This window comes from Rhizobacter sp. OV335 (genome assembly GCF_900142965.1).
Lineage (GTDB): Bacteria > Pseudomonadota > Gammaproteobacteria > Burkholderiales > Burkholderiaceae_C > Rhizobacter.
On record NZ_FRCQ01000024.1, the window covers coordinates 1 to 22,763 of the forward strand.

Genomic DNA, 22,763 nt, shown 5'->3' on the forward strand with positions numbered 1-22,763 from the left:
TTCAGGATCGCGCCTTCGCCCAGCTCGCCCTTGTCGCCTTCCATCGCCAGCTTCGCGCTGCCGTGGATGATCGGCGTCTTGTCGCCCGGGAAGTCGTACTTGTCCAGCAGCTCGCGGACTTCCATCTCGACGAGCTCCAGCAGCTCGGCGTCATCGACCATGTCGCACTTGTTCATGAACACGATGATGTACGGCACGCCGACCTGGCGGGCCAGCAGGATGTGCTCACGCGTCTGCGGCATCGGGCCGTCAGCGGCCGACACCACCAGGATCGCGCCGTCCATCTGCGCCGCACCCGTGATCATGTTCTTCACGTAGTCGGCGTGCCCCGGGCAGTCGACGTGCGCGTAGTGGCGGTTCGCCGTCTCGTACTCGACGTGCGCCGTGTTGATCGTGATGCCGCGCGCCTTTTCTTCCGGCGCCGCGTCGATCTGGTCGTACGCCTTCGCTTCGCCGCCGAACTTCGCCGACAGCACCGTCGTGATCGCCGCCGTCAGCGTCGTCTTCCCATGGTCCACGTGACCAATCGTGCCCACGTTCACGTGCGGCTTGGTCCGCTCGAATTTGCCTTTTGCCATTTTTCGCGCTCCTAGCGGTCGAGATTGACAGTGCTGAAAAAACTGGTGCCCATGGCGCGGATCGAACGCGCGACCTCTCCCTTACCAAGGGAGTGCTCTACCACTGAGCCACATGGGCAGGTCTCTTGTGTCCTGTCGACACAGGGCTGACAACCTCTGGCAGTCAAGCCTCTGACGACACCTTGTGGAGCGGGAGACGGGAATCGAACCCGCGTCATTAGCTTGGAAGGCTAGGGTTCTACCATTGAACTACTCCCGCCCGGGAGCCCCACCCGCCCCGGCCGGGCCTCTCATCGAGACCTCACCGGAACGGTCTTGCACACAGCTCTTGCAACAACTACATCTAGCGATCTAACGTCCAGCGGTCTAGCAACTTGCAGAATATGTTTCGCCGTGGTGGAGGAGGCTGGATTCGAACCAGCGTAGGCGTAAGCCAACAGATTTACAGTCTGCCCCCTTTAGCCACTCGGGCACCCCTCCGCGGCGAACTCGGGACTATACATCGAGTTGAGGCCCCTGACAAACCAGCGCCGCAAAAAACGCCGTCGCAGCGGCCGCCGGGCCCCGATAATCGCGCCCGCCGCGGCATTTTCGCGGGTGACACGGAGGAGAGACCCCATGAAGAAGATCATCCTGGCCGCCGCGGTGCTCGCGTTGTCGGCCTCGGCCCACGCCCAGGCACAGCCTGACAACAGCGGCCCCGGCGTGCGGGTGCGCCCGTTCGTCGGCCTCGGCCTGACCTGGGGCGGCGACAAGCTCGACTCGGTCGAGTTCGAGGACGGCCACAGCACGTCGATCCGCGCCGGCGGCCTGGTCGACGTGAAGGCCGGCGTCGACGTGCATTTCGACAGCCCGTTCTCGGCGCAGATCAGCGTCGGCTACCACTTCCAGACGATCAACGGCGAGACGCGCAACGGCGACGACGGCCGCAAGACCTTCGACCGCTATCCCGTCGAGGTACTGGGCCACTGGGACCTGAACGACCAATGGCGACTCGGTGGCGGTCTGCGCTGGTCGCAGAACGCGAAGTTCTCGTCCAGCGGCGCGCTCGATGTCGGCAACGTCGAATTCGAATCGTCGACCGGTGTCGTGCTCGAGGGCGAGTACTTCATGACGCAGGCGATCGCGCTGAAGCTGCGCGCCGTGCACGAGAAGTTCAAGCTGAAGGGCTACTCGACCGCGCCGGAGTACGACGGCAGCCACGTCGGCTTCTACATCAGCTACTACTTCAACTGACGCCCGGCCGGCGGAAGCCTCAGCGGCTCCAGTCGATCGCGCCGCCGTGTGCCTGCAGGTGTCGTTGCGCCGCACCGAAGTGCCCGTTGCCGATGAAGGGCACCGGCGGGCGGCGCGCCGACAGCGGCGACGGATGGTTCGACGCCAGCAGCAACGCATCGGGCCCGCCGGTGTCGCGGATCAACGCGGCGAACTGCTGCGCATGCGCGCCCCACAGCATGTACACGCAGGGCCGGCGCCGGCCCGCGACCGCCGCGACGATGCGCTCGGTCAGCGGCTCCCAGCCATGGCGGGCGTGGCTCGCGGGCGCGGCCTGCTCGACGGTCAGCGTCGTGTTCAGCAGCAGCACGCCTTGCGCGGCCCAGCCGGACAGGTCGCCGGTCGCCGGCGCTTCGCCGAGGTCGCGCACCAGTTCCTTGACGATGTTGCGCAGGCTGGGCGGCAAGGCCACGCCGGCCGGCACCGAGAACGCCAACCCGTGCGCCTGGCCCGGGCCGTGGTACGGGTCCTGCCCGAGGATCAGCACGCGCACGTCGGACAGCGCCGTCAGTTCCAGCGCGCGCAGCGGCGCGGGCGGGTAGACCACCGCCCCGTCGGCGACGCGCCGATCGACGAATTCGATCAAGCCCTTGCCGGCGGCGGAGTCTCGCCACGGTTGCAGCACCTCGCGCCAGCCGGCCGGCGCGGCATCGAGCACCTGTGCCAGCGGTGTCGTCAGCGACAACGAACTCACCGGAACAGCTCGGCCAGCGCCACGCCGGGGTCCGGCGCCCGCATGAAGGCCTCGCCGACGAGGAAGGCATGCACGTTCGCGTCGCGCATGCGCTGCACGTCGGAGCGCGCGAGGATGCCGCTCTCGGTCACCAGCAGCCGGTCGCCGGGCACGTGCTTCAGCAGGCCGATCGAGGTGTCGAGCGTGACCTCGAAGGTCCGCAGGTTGCGGTTGTTGATGCCGACCAGCGGCGTCTTCAGCCGCAGCGCGCGATCGAGTTCGGCGCCGTCGTGCACCTCGACCAGCACCGCCATGCCGAGCGCCTGCGCCTGGGCTTCGAGGTCGGCCATCTGCGCATCGTCGAGGCAGGCGGCGATCAGCAGGATGCAGTCGGCCCCCATCGCGCGCGCCTCGAACACCTGGTAGGCGTCGACCATGAAATCCTTGCGCAGCACCGGCAGCGCACAGGCGGCGCGGGCGGCCTTCAGGTAGTCGACCGAGCCCTGGAAGAACTGCCGGTCGGTCAGCACGCTGAGGCAGGCCGCGCCGTGCTTCTCGTAGCTGGCGGCGATCTCGGCCGGCACGAAGTGCTCGCGCAGCACGCCCTTGCTCGGGCTCGCCTTCTTGACCTCGGCGATCACCGCGGCCGAGCCGGCGGCGATCTTGTCGCGCAATGCCTTCGTGAAGTCACGCAGCCCGCCGAGCGATTCGGCCTCGCGCCGCACCGAGGCTTCGTCGCGCAGCTTGCGTGCTGCCACGATCTCGTCGCGCTTGACCGCAACGATCTTGTTCAGGATATCGCTCATGCCGCCTTGAACTGGTTGGTCACCGCGACGAACTGGCTCAGCTTGGCCAGCGCCTTGCCCGAGGCCACCGCTTCGCGCGCCATCCGCACGCCCTCGGTCACCGAGGACGCGACGTTCGCGCAGTACAGCGCCGCACCGGCATTCAGCAGCACGATGTCGCGCACCGGCCCGTCTTCATTCGCGAACGCACGCTGGATGCACTGCACCGACTCGGCCTTGTCGGCCACCTTCAGCACGCGGGTGTCGTAGACCGGCATGCCGAAGTCGCTCGGGTGCACCATGTACTCGCGCACCTCGCCATTCTTCAGCTCGCCGACCAGCGTCTCGCCCGACAGCGAGATCTCGTCCATGCCGTTCATGCCGTAGACCACCATCACGTGCTCCGAGCCCAGGCGCTGCAGCACGCGCACCTGGATGCCGACCAGGTCGGCGTGGAACACGCCCATCAGCTGGTTGGGCGCGCCGGCCGGGTTGGTCAGCGGGCCGAGGATGTTGAAGATCGTGCGCACGCCGAGTTCCTTGCGCACCGGGCCGGCATGCTTCATCGACGCATGGTGGTTGGGCGCGAACATGAAGCCGATGCCGCTTTCCTGCAGGCACTGCGCGACCTGCGCGGCATTCAGGTTGACGTTGGCGCCGAAGGCCTCGAGCACGTCGGCGCTGCCCGAACTCGACGACACGCTGCGCCCGCCGTGCTTGGCGATGCGCGCGCCGGCCGCGGCCGCGACGAACATCGCCGCGGTCGAGATGTTGAAGGTGTGCGCCGCGTCGCCGCCGGTGCCGCACAGGTCGACCAGGTGCGTCGTGTCGGCCACCACCACCGGCGTCGCGAACTCGCGCATCACCTGCGCGGCGGCGGCGATCTCGCCGATGGTTTCCTTCTTGACGCGCAGCCCCATCGACAGCGCGGCGATCATCACAGGCGACATCTCGCCGCTCATGATGCGGCGCATCAGCGTCAGCATCTCGTCGTGGAAGATCTCGCGGTGGTCGATGACGCGGGCCAGGGCTTCGGTGTTGCTGATGGACATGGTTCGGCTCGTCAAGGCGTCAGGGGGACATGTGCTCGCGCACCGCGGCGATCGCGCGGTCGACGCCGGCGGCATCGACGTCGAGGTGGGTGACGAAGCGCAGCCGGTACAGGCCGGTGGCCAGCACGCCGCGCGCCTTCAGGTGGTCGAGCAGGCCAGCAGCCTTCGGGCCCTGCACGTCGACGAACACGATGTTGGTCTGCGGCGGCTCGACCGTCACGCCGGGCACGTCGGCCAGGCCCGCGGCCAGCCGCTGCGCGAGCGCATGGTCGTCGGCGAGGCGCTCGACGTGGTGGTCGAGCGCATGCAGCACCGCGGCCGCCAGCACGCCCGACTGGCGCATGCCACCGCCGAGCATCTTGCGCCAGCGGTGCGCGCCGTGGATGAAGGCCTTCGAGCCGACCAGCGCCGAGCCGACCGGCGCGCCCAGGCCCTTCGAGAAGCAGACCGACACGCTGTCGAAGTGCGCGGCGATCTCGCGCGCGGCGATGCCCTGCTTCACCGCGGCGTTGAAGAGCCGTGCGCCATCGAGGTGGGTCGCGAGGCCGCGCCGGCGCGCCAGGCCGGTCGCATCGGCCAGGTAAGACTGCGGCAGCACCTTGCCGCCGAGCGTGTTCTCGAGGCACAGCAGGCGCGAGCGGGCGAAGTGCGCGTCGTCGGGCTTGATCGCGGCTTCGATGTCGGCGAGCGCCAGCGTGCCGTCGGGCTGGTGCTCGAGCGGCTGCGGCTGCACGCTGCCCAGCACCGCGGCGCCGCCGCCTTCCCAGCGGTAGGTGTGGGCCATCTGGCCGACGATGTACTCGTCGCCGCGGCCGCAGTGGGTCATCATGCCGACCAGGTTGCTCTGCGTGCCGGTCGGCACGAACAGCGCGGCCTCCTTGCCGAGCAGCGCGGCGATGCGCTCCTGCAGCGCATTGACGGTCGGGTCGTCGCCGAAGACGTCGTCACCGACCTCGGCACGGGCCATCGCCTCGCGCATCGCCGGCGTCGGCCGCGTGATGGTGTCGCTGCGAAGGTCGACCACGCCGGCGTTCATGCGCGCAACTCCAGGAAGTTCTTCAGCATCGCGTGCCCGTGTTCGGTGAGGATGGATTCGGGGTGGAACTGCACGCCTTCGAGCGGCGTCTTGGTGCCGGCCAGTGCGGTGTGGCGCACGCCCATGATCTCGTCGTCCTGCGAGGTCGACGTGATCTCCAGCTCGGCGGGCAGCGTGTCGCGCTCGATCACCAGCGAGTGGTAGCGGATCACGGTGAACTGCTGCGGCAGCTCGGTGTAGACACCGCGCTTGTCGGTGGTGATGACGTCGGTCTTGCCGTGCATCTGCGTCTTCGCGCGGATGATCTTGCCGCCCAGCGCTGCGCCGATCGCCTGGTGCCCCAGGCACACGCCGAGGATCGGCAGCCGGCCGGTGAACTCGCGGATCGCGTCGACGCAGATGCCGGCCTCGGCCGGCGAGCACGGCCCGGGCGACAGCACCAGCCGGTCGGGCTTCAGTTCGCGGATGCCGTCGAGCGTGATCTCGTCGTTGCGGAACACCCGCACGTCCTCGCCGAGCTCGGCGAAGTACTGCACCAGGTTGAAGGTGAAGGAGTCGTAGTTGTCGATCATCAGCAGCATGTGCTCAGGCCTCTGGAATCAGTGGGTTCGGGGCGGGTGCCGGCCGACGGCGGGTGGATCGCGGGGTCGGGGGCAGGGGCGCGGCGGAAGACTGGAGCGCCCGCGCGGGCGCCATGAGGTGGGTTCAGGTCGTTGGCTTGCGCCAACGCCAACCGCGGAGCGTCGCTGTGAATGAACGCGTGGAGACCATGGGGCCGCATTATGGCCTCGGGCCGGCTTCCGAGAAAAGCCCTCCGGGATATTCCGGGGCTAAGGCTGGGGCGGCTGCAAGACGGCGTTCAGCGCCAGGTTCACGTAGTAGTTTCCGCGACCGACCTTCTGTTTGCGCACGAAACCGCCCTGCGTCAACGTCTCCAGGTACTTGGTCGCAGTCACACGCGAGACGCCCAGGTCGTTTTGCAGGAACTCGATCTTGGTGTACGGGTGAGTGAACAGGTTGTTGATCAAGTCCTGGCTGTAGAACTTGTAGCCGCTGCGAATCCGATGCTTGTAGTCGAACAGCGCCGCCTTGATGGCATGAATCGTCGCGATGGTCCGACCGGCGGTTGCTTCCACCGCCTCCAGCATGTAGAGCACCCAGTCCTCCCATCGATCCTGGTCGCGCACCGCTTGCAGAAGACGGTAGTAGTCGGCCTTGGTGCGAACGATGTGGCTGCTCAGGTAAAGAACCGGTATGTCGAGCAAGCCTTCTTTCACCAAGTACAGGACGTTGATGAGGCGTCCCGTGCGCCCATTCCCGTCGTAGAACGGATGGATGCTCTCGAACTGGTGATGAATCAACGCCATCTTGATCAACGGGTCGACCGGGAATAGCTCGGGCTCGTTGACGAAGTGCTCCAGGCCACGCATCAACTCGACGATCTCGGACGGCGTCTGCGGCGGCATGTAGACCGTCTGCCCGCTCGAATCCTTGAGGGCCGTGCCAGGCAGTTTCCTGAAGCCGGCGTTGTTGCGCTCCAGCTCGGCCTGGATCTCGATGATGTGGTTGGCGGTCAGCAACCCGCTGTCACGCACCAGGTCGAATCCGACGCGCAGCGCCTGCCGGTAACGCAATACTTCCTTGGCCGCCGGGTTCGCAAAGGCCTCTGGCAGCACATCGTCCTTGAAGAGTTCGTCATGCGTGGTGACGATGTTTTCGATCTCGGAACTGTCCTTCGCTTCCTGGAGACCCAAGGTGTTGATCAGGATTCCCTGGTTCGGGATGGAGGCGGCAATCCCCTTCAACTCGGCAAGTGCCCGACTGCTGCTCGCCAACCGCTTGAGGATGGCTGGTGCATCGAAGCGCGCGGGATTGAGCTGTGGGAGTGGGGCGATGACCATGGACAGGCGACATGTATAGGAAAAGCGATTTTCTATGCATGTGAGCCGCCATGCGCATAGAAATTCCGATTTCTTTGACATGTCCCAGGCACTCGTGCCGGGCAGCTGCTCGCCGCGCTCGGCGGGCTCGGCGGGCTATCATGCCGCCCACGTTGGTGCTCGCCGCGGCCGTCCGGTCGCGGCAGTGAAACGGGAATCAGGAAGACGAGCCCTGCCGGGGCGGATCCAACCTGAGCTGCCCCCGCAACGGTAAGCGGACGCCCTCCCCGGAGAGCGCTCCCGTGCGAATCACCCACTGTCGGCCCCGCGCCGATGGGAAGGGTGCACGGGAGATGTCCGCCAGCCCGGAGACCGGCCAACCCAGTGGGTGCGCGCCCGCGGCAACGCAGCGCATGCCTGTTCACGAAACCCTGCGGGGAAGCAGGGCGACGGCCGGTCTGTTGCGAGTTGTCCATTCGATGGAAGTCCCCGAGCTGCGCCCCGTGCGCTGCCCTGCCCTGCTGGTGTCCGCGCCCGCCTCCGGCCAGGGCAAGACCAGCGTCACCGCCGCGCTCGCGCGCCTGCACGCCCGCCGCGGCCGCCGCGTGCGGGTCTTCAAGGCCGGACCCGATTTCCTCGACCCGATGATCCTCGCCCGCGCCAGCGGCTCGCCGGTGCAGCAGCTCGACCTGTGGATGGGCGGCGACGCGCACTGCCGCGCGCTGCTGCACGATGCCGCGCAGCACGCCGACCTGGTCCTCGTCGAAGGCGTGATGGGGCTGCACGACGGCACGCCGTCGACCGCCGACCTCGCGCTGCGCTTCGGCCTGCCGGTGCTCGCGGTGATCGACGGCAGCGCGATGGCGCAGACCTTCGGCGCGATCGCGCTCGGCCTCGCGAGCTACCGCGACGGCCTGGCGATGGCCGGCGTGCTCGCCAACCGCGTCGCCGGCGACAGCCACGCCGCGCTGCTGCGCGAGAGTCTGCCCGCGTCGATGCGCTGGTGGGGTGCGCTGCCGCGCGACGAGCAGATCGCGCTGCCCGAACGCCACCTCGGCCTGGTGCAGGCCGCCGAGCTCGACGACCTCGACGCCCGCCTCGACCGCGCCGCCGACGCGCTCGGCCCCGATGCCGGCGAGCTGCCGCCCGCGGTCAGCTTCGAGCCCGGCCACGCGCCGCCCGTCGAGCCGCTGCTGCGCGGCGTGCGCATCGCGGTCGCGCGCGACACCGCGTTCTCGTTCCTCTACACCGCCAACCTCGCGCTGCTGCAGGCGATGGGCGCCAGCCTCGCGTTCTTCTCGCCGCTGCACGACACCGCGCCGCCGCCGTGCGACGCGATCTGGCTGCCCGGCGGCTACCCCGAGCTGCACCTGGACACGCTGGCCGCCAACCGCTTCATGCACCAGGCGCTGCGCGACCACCATGCGGCCGGCACGCCGATGCTGGCCGAATGCGGCGGGCTGTTGCTGCTGCTGCAGGCGCTGACCGACGTGCAGGGCCGCCGCGCCGCGATGGCCGGGCTGCTGCCGGGCCACGCGGCGATGCAGACGCGGCTGGCCAGCATCGGCCTGCACGAGGCCGCGCTGCCCGAAGGCACGCTGCGCGGCCACAGCTTCCACTACTCGCGGCTCGAATCGCCGATGACCCCGCTGTGCACCACGCAGCCGATGCGTGCCGGCCGGCGCGGCGAGGCGGTGTACCGCAGCGGCCGGCTGACCGCCTCGTACTTCCACGCCTATTTCCCGTCCAACCCGCAGGCCGTCGCGCGCCTGTTCACGCGATGAGCGCCGTGAACGCGATGTCGGGCCGCGTGTGGTTCGTCGGCGCCGGCCCCGGCGACCCCGAGCTGATCACCGTCAAGGGCCGCGCGCTGATCGAGCGCGCCGGCGCGATCCTGTTCGCCGGCTCGCTGGTCAACGAGGCCGCCACGCGTTGGGCCCCGCCCGGCTGCGTGATCGCGGACAGCAAGGACATGACGCTCGAGCAGATGGTCGCCTGGTTGATCGAGCAAGCCGCGCGCTGCGAGACCGTCGTGCGGCTGCAGACCGGCGACCCGGCGCTGTACGGCACGCTGATCGAGCTGGTGCAGCCGCTCGACGCGGCCGGCATCCCGATCGCGGTGGTGCCCGGCGTGTCGTCGGCGATGGCCTCGGCGGCCGCGGCGGTCGAGAGCTTCACGCTGCCCGAGGTCACGCAGACGGTGATCTTCACGCGCGTCGAAGGCCGCACGCCGATGCCGGCGGGCGAATCGCTGGCCGAGCTGGCGGCGCACCGCTGCACGCTGTGCATCTTCCTGTCGATCACGCTGCTGCACAAGATCGAGGCCGGGCTGCGCGAGGCCGGCTGGGCCGACGACGCGCCGATGCTGGTCGTGCACAAGGCGAGCTGGCCCGGCGAGGAACGCATCGTGCGCGGCACGCTGGCCACCATCAAGCAGCAGTGCCGCGAGGCCGGCATCGTCAGCCAGGCGATGGTGATCGCGAGCCCGGCGCTGGGCGCGCGCGGCTGGGCCGAACTCACCAAATCGAAGCTCTACGACGCTGCATTCACCCACCGCTTCCGGAAAGCGACCGCCCCATGAAAGACACCATCCTGCTGGTCGGCCACGGCTCGCGCGAGAAGAGCGGCAACGACGAGATCGAGCGCTTCGCCGCGCTCTGGCGCGCCCGCCATCCGCACTGGCGCACCGAGCTGTGCTTCATCGAGTTCGCCGAGGTCGAGGTCGAGGATGGGCTGGACCTCGCCGCGACCGGCTCCGAGCGCGTGATCGTCGTGCCGCTGATCCTGAACGCGGCCGGCCACGTCAACGTCGAGATCCCGTCGCACATCGCGCGGGCCCGGCTGCGCCATGCCGGCGTGCGCTTCGACTACGCGCCGCACCTGGGCGTGTGCGAGCCGGTGCTGGAGGTGCTGCGCCGCCAGCTCAAGCAGTGCATGCATGCGCTCGACATGCCCGACCCGACCGGCACCGGCGTCGTGCTGCTCGGCCGCGGCTCGTCGAACCGCGAGGCCAACGGCGAGATGGCGCGGATGGCGCGCTGGCTGTTCGAGGAAGGCGACCACGAGCTGGTCGACTTGGCCTTCACCGGCATCGCCTGGCCGCGGCTCGAGCGCGTGGTGCAGCGCCAGGTGCAGCTGGGCATGCGGCAGGTGATCGTGCTGCCCTACTACCTCTTCACCGGCACGCTGATCCAGCGCATCGGCCGGCAGGTCGAGCACCTGCGCCTCCAGTACCCGCAGGTGCGCTTCGCGAGCGGCACGCACTTCGGCTTCGAGCCCGAGATCGCGCAGCTGCTGGCCGGGCGCGTCGACGCGCTGATGCACGGCGCGCTGGCCGCGGTGCCCGTGAGCGACGAAGCCGCGCAGTGGGAGGCCCATCACCACGATCACGATCACGCGCATCCACACGAACATGCGCATCCCCACGAGCACGCCCATGACCACGCAGAACACGGTCACTGAACAGCTCACGCGCGCCGGCCGGGCGATCGAGCACGACAGCTTCGCGGTGATCGACCGCGAGGTCGGCCCGCACGACTACGCGCCGCACCAGTGGCCGATCGTGCGCCGCATGATCCACGCGAATGCCGACTTCGACTTCAACGGGCTGACCGCCTTCCATCCGCGCGCGGTGACGGCCGGCATCCACGCGATCCTGTCGGGGCGATCGCGCGTGGTCGCCGATGTCGAGATGATCTGCGTCGGCCTGTCGGCGCCGCGCCTGGCGCACTTCGGCATGCGCACGCACCAGTTCATCGCCGATGCCGACGTGATCGCGCAGGCCAAGGCCGACGACACGACGCGCGCGGTGCAGGCGATGCGCAAGGCGCACCGGCTCGGGCTGCTTGACGACGCGGTCGTCGGCATCGGCAACGCGCCGACTGCGCTGATCGAGCTGGTGCGGCTGATCCGTGACGAAGGCGCGCGCCCGGCGCTGGTGGTCGGCATGCCGGTCGGCTTTGTCTCGGCCGCCGAATCGAAGGAGCTGATGTCGCAGGTCGACGACGTGCCGTGGATCGTGATCCGCGGCCGCAAGGGCGGCTCGACGCTGGTCGTCGCCGCGATCCACGCGCTGCTCAGCCTCGCCGAGGCGACGCCGGAGCACGCACCGGGGGCCACCCCGCCATGATGGAGAAGACCGTCAAGCGCGGCACCCGCACCGGTTTCACGACCGGTGCGTGTTCGGCTGCGGCCGCGCGCGCGGCGGTCCTGGGCCTGATCGACGGCGAGGTGCCGCCGTCGGTCGAGGCGCTGCTGCCGAACGGCCAGCGCGTGCGCTTCGACGTGAGCGACGGCCAGTGCGACGCCGGCAGCGCGCACGCGATGGTGATCAAGGACGCCGGCGACGACCCCGACTGCACCGACAAGGCCCACCTGACGGCCGACGTGCTGCGCCTGCCCGGCGCGGCCGGCGAGGTGGTGCTGCTCGGCGGCTTCGGCGTCGGCACCGTGACGATGGCCGGGCTCGGCCTCGCGGTCGGCGGGCCGGCGATCAACCCGGTGCCGCGCCGCAACATCGAAGAGAACGTGCGCGAGGTCGGCACCGCGCTGCTCGCGAGCGACGGCCTGCAGGTCACGATCTCGGTGCCGCAGGGCCTCGAGATGGCGAAGAAGACCCTGAACGCGCGCCTGGGCATCCTCGGCGGCATCTCGATCCTCGGCACCACCGGCATCGTCAAGCCGTACAGCACCGCGGCCTACCGCGCGAGCGTGGTGCAAGGGGTCGAGGTCGCGGCCACCACCGGCAGCGACACCGTCGTGCTGACCACCGGCGGGCGCACCGAAAAGTTCGCGATCGCCGAGATGCCCGGCCTGCCCGAGGCCTGCTTCGTGCAGATGGGCGATTTCCTGCGCTACGCGCTCGACGCCGCGGTGAAGGCGAAGCTGAAGCGCATCGTGATCGGCGGCATGGTCGGCAAGCTGACCAAGATCGCGCAGGGCGAGACCATCACGCACGCGAACCGCGCCGAGGTCGACACCGAGCTGCTGGCCCGGCTGGCCGCCAGCATCGGCGCGCCGCCCGACGAATGCGCCGCGATCGCCGCGGCCGAGACCGCGCGCTTCGCGGCCGAGCGCATGCAGGCGCTGGGGTTGATCGACCCGTTCCACCGTGCGCTGGCGCGCCAGGTGGTGAGCACCGTGATGGGCCGCTACCCGGGCCGCTTCCGGCTCGACGTGCTGGTCTGCGATTTCGACGGCAAGAAGGTGGCGGAGGCCTCTTCGAATGAGGAATGACATGACCCACGACGCTCCCCGCCCGCACCGCTGTCGCATCGTCGGCGTGCTCGACGACGGCGCCGCCAGCCTGGGCGCACCGGCGCTGCAGGCGCTGGCCGAGGCCGACCTGGTGATCGGCGCCAAGCGCACGCTGGCGCTGCTCGAATCGCGCATCCAGCCCGAGGCCGAGCGCCGCGCGATCGGCGGCCTGGCTGCCGTGGCCGAGGACATCCGCCAGGCCCAGGCCACCGGCAAGCGCTGCGTGGTGCTGGCCACCGGCGACCCGCTGTGCCACGGCATCGCCGGCTACCTCGGCATGCAGCTGTGCCTGGACGCGATCGAGGTGCTGCCCAACCTGTCGACCATCCAGCTCGCCTGCGCCCGCGTCGGGCTGGTGTGGCAGGACCTGAAGATCGAGAGCGTCCATGCGAAGGACGCCGGCGAATGGCCCGGCCCGGGCGCCGAGCCGTCGCACGGCCTGTACGCGCTCGCGCAATCGCTGCGCCGCCAGGCGCGGCTGGCGGTGCTGACCAGCCCCGACAACACGCCCGACCGCATCGCGCGGATGATGCAGGCCGAGGGCCTGGCGGACGACTTCCAGATCGCGGTCGCCGAGCGGCTGCTGCAGCCCGATGAGCGCATCGTCACCGGCTTGTCGATCGCCGACGCGGCGCAGGCGAGCTTCGCCGATCCGAACGTCGTGCTGCTGTGGCGCCAGTCGGCGCGGGCCCTGCCGGTGCGCTTCGGCCTGCCGGACGCGAGCTACGAACAGCGCCATCCGGACAAGGGCCTGATCACCAAGCTGGAGGTGCGGGCGGTGTCGCTCGCGCGCCTGCAGCTGCGCGAAGACAGCATCGTCTGGGACATCGGCGCCGGTTCAGGCGCGGTCGGGCTGGAGGCGGCGCGGCTGTGCCCGGCCGGCCATGTGTACGCGATCGAGAAGAACGACGACGACGTGGCCATCGCCGGCCGCAACCGCGCGGCGCTGGGGGTCGGCAACCACACGCTGGTGCACGCGAAGGCGCCGCAGGCGATGGACGGCTGGGCCGATCCGGACGCGGTCTTCATCGGCGGCTCGGGCGGCGAACTGGCCGAGCTGATCGCGCTGTGCCTGCGGCGGCTGCGGCCGGGCGGGCAGCTGGTGATGAACTTCGTGACGATCGAGAACCTGGGCACGGCCACCAGCACGCTCGCCGGACTCGGCACCGAGTGGGACGTCGTGATGCTGCAGGCCTCACGCAGCAAGCCGATCCTGCACATGCACCGGATGGCGGCCGAGAACCCGGTGTGGATCGTCTGCGCGCGAAAGGCGGCGTCATGACGCTCGGACGATTGATCGGCGTCAGCCTCGGCCCGGGCGACCCCGGCCTGATCACGCGCGCCGCGTGGGCGCAGCTGGAACGCCGCGACACCGTGTGGACCTACCCGACGCGCAGCACGAAGACGCCGAGCTACGCGTTCGACATCGTCGTTCGCAGCGAGCTCACGCCGCCGGCCGAGCACCTGCCGCTGCTGTTCCCGATGACGCACGACGAGGAGAAGCTGCTGCGCAGCTGGCACCGCGCCGCCGACACCGTGCTGCCGCTGCTGCTGGCCGGGCGCGACGTGCTGTTCCTGGTCGAGGGCGATGCGAGCACCTACGCAACCTTCGGCCACCTGGCGCGCACCGTGAAGGCCCGCGACGAGCGCATCGCGGTCGACACCATCGCCGGCGTCAACGCCTTCAACGCCGCCGCGGCCACGCTGGGCCGCCCGCTGGGCGAGCAGGACGACACCATCGCGGTGGTGCCGGCGGCCTATGGCGTCAGCGCACTCGACCGCCTGCTCGGCGATTTCGACACGCTGGTGCTGATGAAGGTCAAGCCGCTGATCGAGGACCTGCTCGACTGGCTGCAGCAGCGCGCGCTGCTGGACGGCGCGGCCTTCATCGAGCGCTGCGGCGCGCCGGACGAACGCGTGCTGCGCGGTGCCGAGATGCTGTCGCTGCGCGGCCAGAAGGTCAGCTACCTGTCGCTGATGCTGGTCCACAACCATTTGCGTGTCCGTGGCGAACGGATCCGCGGATGCCTCAAGAAATCCAGCCCGGAGACCCTCGATGACTGACCCCCGCATCGCGATCGTCGCGATCACCAAGCACGGCGCAACCCAGGCGGCCCAACTGGCTGCGCAACTGCCGCACGCCCACATCGTCTGCGCCGAGAAATTCGCCGCCACCTTCGCCGGCCTCGCGAACCCGCTGCGCGCCTACACCGCCGCGTTGCGCGACGAGATCGGCCCGCTGTTCGCGGCCTACGACCAACTGATCTTCTTCGTCTCGCTCGGTGCCGTCGTGCGGCTGATCGCGCCGCACCTGAAATCGAAGGACGGGGACCCCGGCATCACCGTCGTCGACGACGCCGGCCAGTTCGTGATCCCGGTGCTGTCGGGCCACGTGGGCGGCGCGAACGCCTGCGCGGAACAGGTCGCCGCGCTGCTCGGCGCGACACCCGTGCTGACCACCGCCTCCGACGTCGGCAAGACCATCCCGGTCGACATCCTCGGCCGCGAGCTCGGCTGGAAGGTCGAGGCGCCGAAGCTCAACATCACCCGCGTGTCGGCCCACGTCGTCAACGGCGAACCGATCGCCTTCGTGCAGGAAGCCGGCAGCCCGAACTGGTGGACCCGGCCGACGCCGCTGCCGGCCAGCATCCACCGCTTCGAGCGCTTCGAAGACGTGGACCTGGCGCGCTTCAAGGCGGTGCTGTGGGTCACGCGGCGCGCGATCGACGACACGCTGTGGCAGCAGTTGAACGAGCGCCTGGTCGTCTACCGCCCGCCGCTCGACGAGGCTGCGCCATGAGGGTCGCGCTCGGGCTCGGCTGCGACCGCGGCACGCCGGTCGAGACGCTGTCGCGCGCGGTCGGCGAGGCGCTGGCGCTGGCCGGCGTCGCGCTCGCCGATGTCGCGGCGGTCGCCAGCATCACGCTGAAATCCAACGAACGCGGCCTGCTGGAACTGGCCGGGCAGCGCGGCTGGTCGCTGCACTTCTACGACGCCGCCGAGCTGGCCGAGGTGCAGGTGCCGAACCCGTCGGAGACGGTGCGGCGCTACACCGGCACGCCATCGGTCAGCGAGGCCGCCGCGCTGCTCGCGGCCGGCGCGGCGCCAGCCAGCTCGTTGCTGGTCGAGAAACACATCCTGCGCGGCGACGACGGTCGCCACGCCACCGTCTCAGTCGCACGCTGCAGATGACTCTCCCTCCTCTTCTGAAAGGAAACACCATGAACCCGCAAACCCTGCAACCCTCGATCGCCCTGCCCGCCACCGCCTCGCGCGGCGTGCTGCGCCAGCTCGCCGCCGGCGCGCTGCTCGGGGTCGTGATGCTGTACGGCGTCGCGTTCGCCGAGAGCCCGCTCGCGCACAACGCGGCGCACGACGTGCGCCACGCCACCGGCCGTCCGTGCCACTGAGCGGGAGCCGATGATGCTGTTCCGACGCCTGGTGTGGTGTGCGCTGCTCGTCGCCTTGGCGGTGGGCAGCCTGCAGTGGGTCGTGCAACGCTGGCAGGCGGTGCCGATCATCCTCGCGGCCGAGGAGTTCGAGGTGCAGAAGGCACCCGTGCAGGCCGCCCTCGACGCCCATGCCCACACACCGGAAGAAGCGGCCCATGCGCACCACCACGACGTGGACTGGACGCCGGCCGACGGCCTCGAGCGCAGCTTCTGGACCTGGGTCGCCAACCTGCTGAATGCGTTCGCGCTCGCGCTGCTGGTGTTCGCGGCGATGGGAGCATGGGCCTGGAAACGCGGGATGCCGGCCGGGGCAGGCGCCTGGCCGATCGCCGCGGCGGTCGCCGCGACCGGCTGGCTGAGCCTGCACCTGTGGCCGTCGCTCGGCCTGCCGGCCGAGGTGCCGGGCATGGAAGCCGCCGACCTGCACCTGCGGCAGCTGTGGTGGCTGCTCGCTGCCGGCAGCGCGCTGTCGGCCTGCGCGCTGGTCGCGTTCGGCAGCAAGCCGTGGCGCTGGGCGGCTGCCGCGGCGTGGCTCGCGCTGCCGTTCGTGATCGGCGCGCCGCAGTTGATCGGCGACCCGCTCGGCGCGTTCAGCGGCGAGGCGCACCAGCGCCTGCAGGTGCTCGGCCGCGATTTCGTGCTGGCGACGCATGTGTCGGCGTCGCTGTTCTGGATCTCGATGGGCATCGTTGCCGCGCCGGTGTTCAAGCGCTGGCTGGCGCCCTTGCTCGATCGATCTTCCAGCGCTGCGGCGCTACCCACCGGGAGCCTGGCATGAGCGGCAAGATCACGCTGGTCGGGATCGGCCCCGGTGCCGTCGAGCACATGACCCAGCGCGCCCGCGAGGCGATCGCCGAGGCCGATGTCGTCGTCGGCTACGTCACCTACATCAAGCTGGTCGCCGACCTGCTCGACGGCAAGGAGGTCGTGCGCAAGGGCATGACCGAGGAGCTCGACCGGGCCGTCAGCGCGCTCGAGGCGGCCCGCGCCGGCAAGAAGGTCGCGCTGATCTCGTCGGGCGATGCCGGCGTCTACGGCATGGCCGGGCCGACCTACGAAGTGCTGTTCCAGGCCGGCTGGACACCGGCCGACGAAGTGCAGGTCGAGGTGGTGCCCGGCGCGTCGGCGATCAACGCCTGCGCGGCCCGCGTCGGCGCGCCACTGACGCACGACTTCTGTTCGATCTCGCTGAGCGACCTGCTGACGCCGTGGCCGGTGATCGCGCGCCGGCTCGATGCGGCCGCGCAGGCCGACTTCGTCGTCGCGCTCTACAACCCGAAGAGCGGCCGCCGCACGCGGCAGATCGTCGAGGCGCAACGGCTGTTCCTGCGGCACCGCCGGCCCGATACGCCGGTCGCAGTCGTCAAGAGCGCCTACCGGCGCCGCGAGCGCATCGAGTTCACCACGCTGGCCACGATGGCCGAAAGCGAGATCGGCATGCTGAGCACGGTGCTGATCGGCAACAGCCACACCTTCGTGCGCGACGGGCTGATGGTCACGCCGCGCGGCTACTCGAACAAGTACGACATCGAGCAAGGCGGCGAGACGCGCGACGGCGAACGCGCCGGCCGCTCGCTGAGCACCGGCCTGCTGGGCTGGCTCGAAACACTGCAGGCGCAGGTCACCGCAGGCCACACCATGGCCGACCTCGCGCGGCTGCACGGGCTGCCGGCTGACTACCTGGCGGCCACACTGGCCGAGCCAGTCGAGATCACCACCACCAACACGACGACCGACGAGGGGGAGGGCTGAGACCCGCGCGGGGGCGAGCTGATGGCCCCCGCGCGGCAGACACGACCAGGTGCCTGCGGCGTTCACTGCGCCGCGGGTCAAACGGGAACGGGGTTCGACGCCCCGACTGCACCCGCAACGGTGTGCGAGCGCAAACGCGTCACGACGGTTCATGACCGCCAAGCCACTGGGCCCACCGGCCCGGGAAGGCGATGCGTTCGAGGCCTGACAGGTCTCGGCTCGCGAGTCCGGATACCGGCCTGGCGTGAGGGGCCGCTGCCCGAGGGCCGCGGCGAACACCACGCATGCATCTGCGGGAATGCGGATGCCATGCAGCGACGAGTCTTTCAACGATGCAACAGCGCAAGCTGCCCCCCGCCCTGGCCGCCACGGCCCTGGCGATGAGCTTCTTCACCCCTGCCCCGGCTGCGGCCGAGGACAGCCCTACCGCCCTGGCCCCCGTGACCATCATCGGCCGCGGCCAGGACATGATCGGGCTGGCCGACTCCGCCACCGAAGGCAAGGTCAGCGCCCAGCAGCTCGCGAACCGGCCGCTGCTGCGCCCGGCCGAGGTGCTGGAGACGGTGCCCGGCATGACCGTCACGCAGCACAGCGGCGACGGCAAGGCCAACCAGTATTTCCTGCGCGGCTTCAACCTCGACCACGGCAGCGACTTCGCGAGCTACGTGAACGGCATGCCGGTCAACATGGCCAGCCATGCGCACGGCCAGGGCTACATGGACCTCAACTTCCTGATCCCCGAGCTGATCGGCGCGATGCGCTACCGCAAGGGCGTCTACGCGGCCGAGGACGGCGATTTCGCGACCACCGGCTCGGCCCGCATCGAGTACCAGCGCGCGCTGCCGGCACCGATGGTCGACCTGAGCGTCGGCCCGCACGACTTCCGCCGTGTGCTCGCCGCGGGCAGCCGCCCGCTCGGGCAAGACAAGGACAGCGGCCCGACGCTGCTGGCCGCCTTCGAGGCCGCGACCAACGACGGCCCGTGGCAGCAGCCCGAGCGGCTGCGCAAATACAACGGCGTGCTGCGCCTGTCCGAAGGCACCGCGCGCGACGGCTACGCGCTGACCGCGATGGCGTACCACGCCGAGTGGACCGCCACCGAGCACGTGCCCGAACACGCGATCAGCTCCGGCGAGATCGACCGCTTCGGCAAACTGGTGCCGGGCGACGGCGGGCGCACGCACCGCCACAGCCTGTCGGCCGACTGGGCCGGCAGCGACGGCAACACGCAGACGCAGGCCAGCGCCTATGTGATCGACTACGGCCTGAACCTGTTCTCGAACCCGTCCGGCTACATCAACGGTCCGCAGGGCGACCAGCACGAGCAGGCCGACGAGCGCACCGTGTGGGGCGGGCAGGTGGCGCGCCATTGGGCCATCGCCCCGGCCGGCCACGAGACCCAGCTGACGCTGGGCGCGCAACTGCGCCACGACCGCATCGCTACGCTGGGTCTTTACGACACGGTGAACCGCGCGCGGACGGACACCGTGCGCGAAGACCGTGTGCGCGAGACGCTGCTGGGCCTCTACACCGAGGCGCGCACGCAATGGCAGCCGTGGCTGCGCAGCGACCTGGGCCTGCGCGTCGACACCGTGCGTGCGAACGTGACGCCGACCGGCGGCGACGACAACGTCCAGAACGGTGGCAGCGCCCGCGCCCACCAAGTCAGCCCGAAGCTGGGGCTGGCCTTCGGTCCGTTCGGCGACACGATGCGCACCGAGCTGTACGCCAACTGGGGCCGCGGCTTCCACAGCAACGACGTGCGCGGTGTCACGGCCGCCCTCGATCCGGTGCCGGCGCTGGTGCGCGCCACCGGCAGCGAAATCGGCCTGCGGGCGGTGCCGCTGCCGGGCTGGAACACCAGCTTGTCGTTGTGGCAGGTGAAGCTGGCGTCCGAGCTGGTGTTCATCGGTGATGCCGGCGTGACCGAGCCCAAGGGTGCCTCGAAGCGCGCCGGCATCGAGTGGTCGAACGACTGGCAGCTCAACCGCTGGCTGCTGCTGGATGCCGACGTGGCCTGGTCGCGTGCGCGCTTCGAGCAAGAGGCGGAGCCGGGCAGCGGCACCCACGTGCCGAACGCGATTCCGCGCTCGGCCTCGTTCGCGCTGGCCGCCGACGACCATGGCGCGTGGTTCGGCGGGCTGCGCTGGCGCTACATCGGCAGCTACGCGCTGGAGGAGACCGGCACGCAGCGCTCGTCATCGCTGTGGACCGCGAACCTGAAGGCCGGCTGGCGCGCCAGCCCGTCGCTGCAGTTCACGCTCGACGTGCTGAACCTGTTCGACCGCGAGGCCTATGACATCGAGTACTGGGGTGCGGCGTGCTCGCGCAACGACGGTCCCCGCTGCAACGGTGGCGCGGGCACCGATGGCCGACTCGTGCATCCGATGGAGCCGCGCACGCTGCGCGTTTCGATGCGCGCCACCTTCTGACGACTCACCAAGGAACGCAAGCCCATGACCGACGAAGTGACCAAGCCCAAGATCGGCGAGTACCGCCGCCACCTGCTGATCTGCACCGGCCCGCGCTGCACGGAGCAGGGCGAATCGCAGGCCTTGTTCGACAGCCTGGGCGACAAGTTCAAGGCCGCCGGGCTGCACGAGGGCGAGCTGCGCGTGAAGCGCAGCCGCGTCAGCTGCTTCGCCGCCTGCAAGGGCGGCCCGGTGATGTGCGTGCAGCCCGACGGCACCTGGTACTACAACGTGACGCCGGCCAACATGGACCGCATCATCGAGCAGCACCTGGTGGGCGGACAGCCCGTCGAGGACCTGGTGTTCCACCAGGGTCCGACCGGCTGATTCAGCGCGCCGCGGCGGCCCGCACGAAGGCCGCGACGATCGGCGGCGCGGTGCCCTTCAGCGCGGCGCGCTCGGGTTGGAACAGCGTGCCGACGAAGAACGGATGGCCGTCCAGCTCGATCGCGCGGACCTCGCCGTGCTCGTCGTGCGCGGTGGCGCGCAACGGGCCCTGCGTCAGCTGCGCGGCGAACGCCGGGTTCAGCCCGTAGTTGCAGCGGTAGCCCTCTTGCGCGGTCTCGGTGCCATACGCGGCCGCGATGCGCGAGCCGGGTTGCAGCCGCAGGTCCTGGCTCACCTCGACCAGCGAGCAGGCCAGCGCGCTGATCACCGCGCGCGGCGCCTGCGGCGCCGTCTCGGCATGCTCCGCATCGGCCCAGCCGAGCGCGTTGCGCGCGTACTCGATCACCGCATGCTGGAAGCCGCCGCAGGTGCCGAGGAAGGGCACGCCGCGCTCACGCGCCACGCGGATCGCCCCCAGCACCGCGTCCATGTCGCGGTACGGGCTGCCCGGCACGCACCACAGGCCGTCGTACGCGGCGAGCGCCTCGTCGGCCGGCAGCGCATCGCTCGCGAGCCAGTCGAACGCGACCGGCTGCGCGAGCTGCTCGGCGACCAGCCGCAGTGCGGCGGGAATCGCGCGGTGCGCGGTGATGGTGTCGTCGCGGTCGCCGATCAGGCCGATGCGACGCGCCCCCATCAGAAGCCTTCCTCGACCAGCTCGGCCGCGCGGATCAGCGCGCGGGCCTTGGCCTCGGTCTCCTTCCATTCGAGTTCGGGCACCGAATCGGCCACCACGCCGGCCGCGGCCTGCACGTACAGCGTGTTGTCCTTGACGATGCCGGTGCGGATCGCGATCGCGACGTCCATGTCGCCGGCGAAGCTCAGGTAGCCGCAGGCGCCGCCGTAGATGCCGCGCTTCACCGGTTCGAGCTCGTCGATGATCTCCATCGCCCGCACCTTGGGCGCGCCGGTCAGCGTGCCGGCCGGGAAGGTCGCGCGCAGCACATCGAGGCTGGTCATGCCGTCCTTCAGCAGGCCTTCGACGTTGCTGACGATGTGCATCACGTGCGAGTAGCGCTCGACCGTGAAGGCCTCGGTCACCTTCACGGTGCCGGTCTTCGCGATGCGGCCGATGTCGTTGCGCGCCAGGTCGATCAGCATCACGTGCTCGGCGCGCTCCTTCGGGTCGGTGCTCAGCTCGGCCTCGAGCGCCTTGTCCTGCGCCGGCGTCGCGCCGCGCGGGCGGGTGCCGGCGAGCGGGCGGATCGTGATCTTCTCGCCCTCGGGCGTGGTCTCCTGGCGCACCAGGATCTCGGGCGACGCACCGACGATCTGGAAATCGCCCATGTCGTAGAAGTACATGTATGGCGACGGGTTCAGCGAGCGCAGCGCGCGGTACAGGCTGAGCGGCGATTCGGTGTAGCGCTTCTTCAGCCGCTGCCCGACCTGCACCTGCATCATGTCGCCGGCCGCGATGTACTCCTTGGCCTTCAGCACCGCGGCGAGGTAGTCCTCTTTCGCGAACTCGCGCTCCACCGCGTGCGAGGTGCCGCGGCGCACCGGCGGCGCGGTGACGCTGTACTTCAGCTTGTCGCCCAGCTCCGCCAGTCGCCGCTTGGCCTTGAAGAAGGCCTCGGGTTGGCCGGGGTCGGCGTAGACGATCAGGTAGAGCCGGCCCGACAGGTTGTCGATGACGGCCAGCTCCTCGCATTGCAGCAGCAGGATGTCGGGCGTGCCGATGCCGCCGGGCAGCTCGGTCTTGGCGAGCTTGGGCTCGATGAAGCGCACCGCGTCGTAGCCGAAGTAGCCGGCGAGGCCGCCGCAGAAGCGCGGCAGCCCGGGGCGCAGCGCCACCTTGAAGCGCTTCTGGTACTCGGCGACGAAGTCGAGCGGGTTGCCCTCGTGCGTCTCGACGACCTGGCCATCGGTGACGACCTCGGTGCGAAAGCCGGTGGCGCGCAACTGCGTGCGCGCCGGCAGGCCGATGAACGAATAGCGGCCGAAGCGTTCGCCGCCGACCACCGATTCGAGCAGGAAGCTGTGCTTGCCGCTGCCGGTGCCGTAGGCGAGCTTCAGGTAGAGCGAGAGCGGGGTTTCGAGATCGGCGAAGGCTTCGGCGATCAGCGGGATGCGGTTGAAGCCCTGCGCGGCGAGGCTCTTGAATTCAAGTTCGGTGATCACGTTCGAGGGCCCTCCACGGCCCGGCGCGGCGCCCAAGGGGCGGGC

24 protein-coding genes, 3 tRNA genes and 2 riboswitches are annotated in these 22,763 nt (G+C 70.0%); of the genes, 15 read left to right on the forward strand and 12 right to left on the reverse strand.

Annotated features, from left to right (window positions below; all coding sequences use genetic code 11):
- From BUE42_RS22185 to BUE42_RS22200, 4 genes are all read right to left on the reverse strand, one after another.
- The coding region (locus BUE42_RS22185) for a GTP-binding protein (protein WP_143171689.1) at positions 1–578 on the reverse strand (578 nt) is incomplete at its 3' end.
- A gap of 43 nt (positions 579–621) precedes the next feature.
- Positions 622–696 (reverse strand) — tRNA-Thr (locus BUE42_RS22190).
- 67 nt (positions 697–763) lie between these two features.
- Positions 764–837 (reverse strand) — tRNA-Gly (locus tag BUE42_RS22195).
- A gap of 135 nt (positions 838–972) precedes the next feature.
- Positions 973–1,058 (reverse strand) — tRNA-Tyr (locus tag BUE42_RS22200).
- 138 nt (positions 1,059–1,196) lie between these two features.
- Here BUE42_RS22200 and BUE42_RS22205 point away from each other — a divergent pair.
- Positions 1,197–1,814 carry an outer membrane beta-barrel protein gene (locus BUE42_RS22205; protein WP_073467479.1) on the forward strand — a complete coding sequence of 206 codons (618 nt, stop codon included), beginning with the start codon at positions 1,197–1,199 and terminating at the stop codon, positions 1,812–1,814.
- 19 nt (positions 1,815–1,833) lie between these two features.
- On the opposite strand, the gene BUE42_RS22210 is transcribed toward BUE42_RS22205, so the two are convergent.
- From BUE42_RS22210 to BUE42_RS22235, 6 genes are all read right to left on the reverse strand, one after another.
- Positions 1,834–2,547 carry a uracil-DNA glycosylase gene (locus tag BUE42_RS22210; RefSeq protein WP_073467480.1) on the reverse strand — a complete coding sequence of 238 codons (714 nt, stop codon included), beginning with the start codon at positions 2,545–2,547 and terminating at the stop codon, positions 1,834–1,836.
- Positions 2,544–3,332: an indole-3-glycerol phosphate synthase TrpC gene (gene trpC / locus BUE42_RS22215; RefSeq protein ID WP_073467481.1), complete on the reverse strand. Its 789-nt coding sequence runs from the start codon at positions 3,330–3,332 to the stop codon at positions 2,544–2,546. Before trpC ends, BUE42_RS22210 begins: the two co-directional genes overlap by 4 nt.
- The gene (gene trpD, locus BUE42_RS22220) at positions 3,329–4,363 is read right to left on the reverse strand and encodes an anthranilate phosphoribosyltransferase (protein ID WP_073467482.1); all 1,035 of its coding nucleotides are present in this window, start codon (positions 4,361–4,363) and stop codon (positions 3,329–3,331) included. Before trpD ends, trpC begins: the two co-directional genes overlap by 4 nt.
- A 19-nt stretch (positions 4,364–4,382) precedes the next feature.
- Positions 4,383–5,399, reverse strand: a complete 1,017-nt coding sequence (ltaE, locus tag BUE42_RS22225; RefSeq protein WP_073467483.1) for a low-specificity L-threonine aldolase — start codon at positions 5,397–5,399, stop codon at positions 4,383–4,385.
- Positions 5,396–5,980 carry an anthranilate synthase component II gene (locus tag BUE42_RS22230; protein ID WP_073467484.1) on the reverse strand — a complete coding sequence of 195 codons (585 nt, stop codon included), beginning with the start codon at positions 5,978–5,980 and terminating at the stop codon, positions 5,396–5,398. Before BUE42_RS22230 ends, ltaE begins: the two co-directional genes overlap by 4 nt.
- 249 nt (positions 5,981–6,229) lie before the next feature.
- The gene (locus BUE42_RS22235; protein WP_073467485.1) at positions 6,230–7,300 is read right to left on the reverse strand and encodes a Fic family protein; all 1,071 of its coding nucleotides are present in this window, start codon (positions 7,298–7,300) and stop codon (positions 6,230–6,232) included.
- Positions 7,301–7,436: 136 nt separating this feature from the next.
- Positions 7,437–7,675: riboswitch (cobalamin riboswitch) on the forward strand.
- An 83-nt stretch (positions 7,676–7,758) separates the two neighbouring features.
- Here BUE42_RS22235 and BUE42_RS22240 point away from each other — a divergent pair.
- The 14 genes from BUE42_RS22240 (at position 7,759) to BUE42_RS22305 (ending at position 20,537) form a co-directional block, all read left to right on the forward strand.
- Complete coding sequence (locus BUE42_RS22240; protein ID WP_073467486.1) at positions 7,759–9,063, forward strand: cobyrinate a,c-diamide synthase; 1,305 nt, start codon at positions 7,759–7,761, stop codon at positions 9,061–9,063.
- Positions 9,060–9,860 carry a precorrin-4 C(11)-methyltransferase gene (gene cobM / locus BUE42_RS22245; RefSeq protein WP_073467487.1) on the forward strand — a complete coding sequence of 267 codons (801 nt, stop codon included), beginning with the start codon at positions 9,060–9,062 and terminating at the stop codon, positions 9,858–9,860. Before BUE42_RS22240 ends, cobM begins: the two co-directional genes overlap by 4 nt.
- Positions 9,857–10,741, forward strand: a complete 885-nt coding sequence (locus BUE42_RS22250; protein WP_073467488.1) for a sirohydrochlorin chelatase — start codon at positions 9,857–9,859, stop codon at positions 10,739–10,741. Before cobM ends, BUE42_RS22250 begins: the two co-directional genes overlap by 4 nt.
- The gene (locus BUE42_RS22255) at positions 10,716–11,408 is read left to right on the forward strand and encodes a precorrin-8X methylmutase (RefSeq protein WP_073467489.1); all 693 of its coding nucleotides are present in this window, start codon (positions 10,716–10,718) and stop codon (positions 11,406–11,408) included. The genes BUE42_RS22250 and BUE42_RS22255 overlap by 26 nt, the downstream gene beginning before the upstream one ends.
- Positions 11,405–12,514, forward strand: a complete 1,110-nt coding sequence (locus BUE42_RS22260) for a cobalt-precorrin-5B (C(1))-methyltransferase (protein WP_073467490.1) — start codon at positions 11,405–11,407, stop codon at positions 12,512–12,514. Before BUE42_RS22255 ends, BUE42_RS22260 begins: the two co-directional genes overlap by 4 nt.
- A 1-nt stretch (position 12,515) precedes the next feature.
- Positions 12,516–13,817, forward strand: coding sequence for a precorrin-6y C5,15-methyltransferase (decarboxylating) subunit CbiE (cbiE, locus tag BUE42_RS22265; protein ID WP_073467491.1), 1,302 nt, complete (start codon positions 12,516–12,518; stop codon positions 13,815–13,817).
- On the forward strand, positions 13,814–14,599 hold the full coding sequence (cobI, locus tag BUE42_RS22270) for a precorrin-2 C(20)-methyltransferase (protein WP_073467492.1): 786 nt from the start codon (positions 13,814–13,816) through the stop codon (positions 14,597–14,599). Before cbiE ends, cobI begins: the two co-directional genes overlap by 4 nt.
- Positions 14,592–15,335 carry a cobalamin biosynthesis central domain-containing protein gene (locus BUE42_RS22275; RefSeq protein WP_073467493.1) on the forward strand — a complete coding sequence of 248 codons (744 nt, stop codon included), beginning with the start codon at positions 14,592–14,594 and terminating at the stop codon, positions 15,333–15,335. Before cobI ends, BUE42_RS22275 begins: the two co-directional genes overlap by 8 nt.
- Positions 15,332–15,727 (forward strand): cobalamin biosynthesis protein, encoded by a 396-nt coding sequence (locus tag BUE42_RS22280; RefSeq protein WP_073467494.1) that lies wholly within the window; start codon positions 15,332–15,334, stop codon positions 15,725–15,727. Before BUE42_RS22275 ends, BUE42_RS22280 begins: the two co-directional genes overlap by 4 nt.
- A 29-nt stretch (positions 15,728–15,756) precedes the next feature.
- A complete protein-coding gene (locus BUE42_RS22285) occupies positions 15,757–15,945 on the forward strand; it encodes a CbtB domain-containing protein (RefSeq protein ID WP_073467495.1) in 189 nt (62 codons plus the stop codon).
- A gap of 13 nt (positions 15,946–15,958) precedes the next feature.
- On the forward strand, positions 15,959–16,765 hold the full coding sequence (locus tag BUE42_RS22290; protein ID WP_073467582.1) for a CbtA family protein: 807 nt from the start codon (positions 15,959–15,961) through the stop codon (positions 16,763–16,765).
- Positions 16,762–17,739 carry a precorrin-3B C(17)-methyltransferase gene (gene cobJ, locus BUE42_RS22295; protein WP_073467496.1) on the forward strand — a complete coding sequence of 326 codons (978 nt, stop codon included), beginning with the start codon at positions 16,762–16,764 and terminating at the stop codon, positions 17,737–17,739. Before BUE42_RS22290 ends, cobJ begins: the two co-directional genes overlap by 4 nt.
- A 30-nt stretch (positions 17,740–17,769) precedes the next feature.
- Positions 17,770–17,997: riboswitch (cobalamin riboswitch) on the forward strand.
- 74 nt (positions 17,998–18,071) lie between these two features.
- Positions 18,072–20,171, forward strand: coding sequence for a TonB-dependent receptor (locus tag BUE42_RS22300; RefSeq protein WP_083614398.1), 2,100 nt, complete (start codon positions 18,072–18,074; stop codon positions 20,169–20,171).
- Positions 20,172–20,195: 24 nt separating this feature from the next.
- Positions 20,196–20,537, forward strand: coding sequence for a (2Fe-2S) ferredoxin domain-containing protein (locus tag BUE42_RS22305; protein ID WP_073467497.1), 342 nt, complete (start codon positions 20,196–20,198; stop codon positions 20,535–20,537).
- 1 nt (position 20,538) lies between these two features.
- Here BUE42_RS22305 and BUE42_RS22310 read toward each other — a convergent pair whose 3' ends face one another.
- Positions 20,539–21,234: a CTP synthase C-terminal region-related (seleno)protein gene (locus BUE42_RS22310; RefSeq protein ID WP_073467498.1), complete on the reverse strand. Its 696-nt coding sequence runs from the start codon at positions 21,232–21,234 to the stop codon at positions 20,539–20,541.
- Positions 21,234–22,718 (reverse strand): anthranilate synthase component I, encoded by a 1,485-nt coding sequence (gene trpE, locus BUE42_RS22315; RefSeq protein WP_073467499.1) that lies wholly within the window; start codon positions 22,716–22,718, stop codon positions 21,234–21,236. Before trpE ends, BUE42_RS22310 begins: the two co-directional genes overlap by 1 nt.
- Between the last annotated feature and the right edge of the window lie 45 nt (positions 22,719–22,763).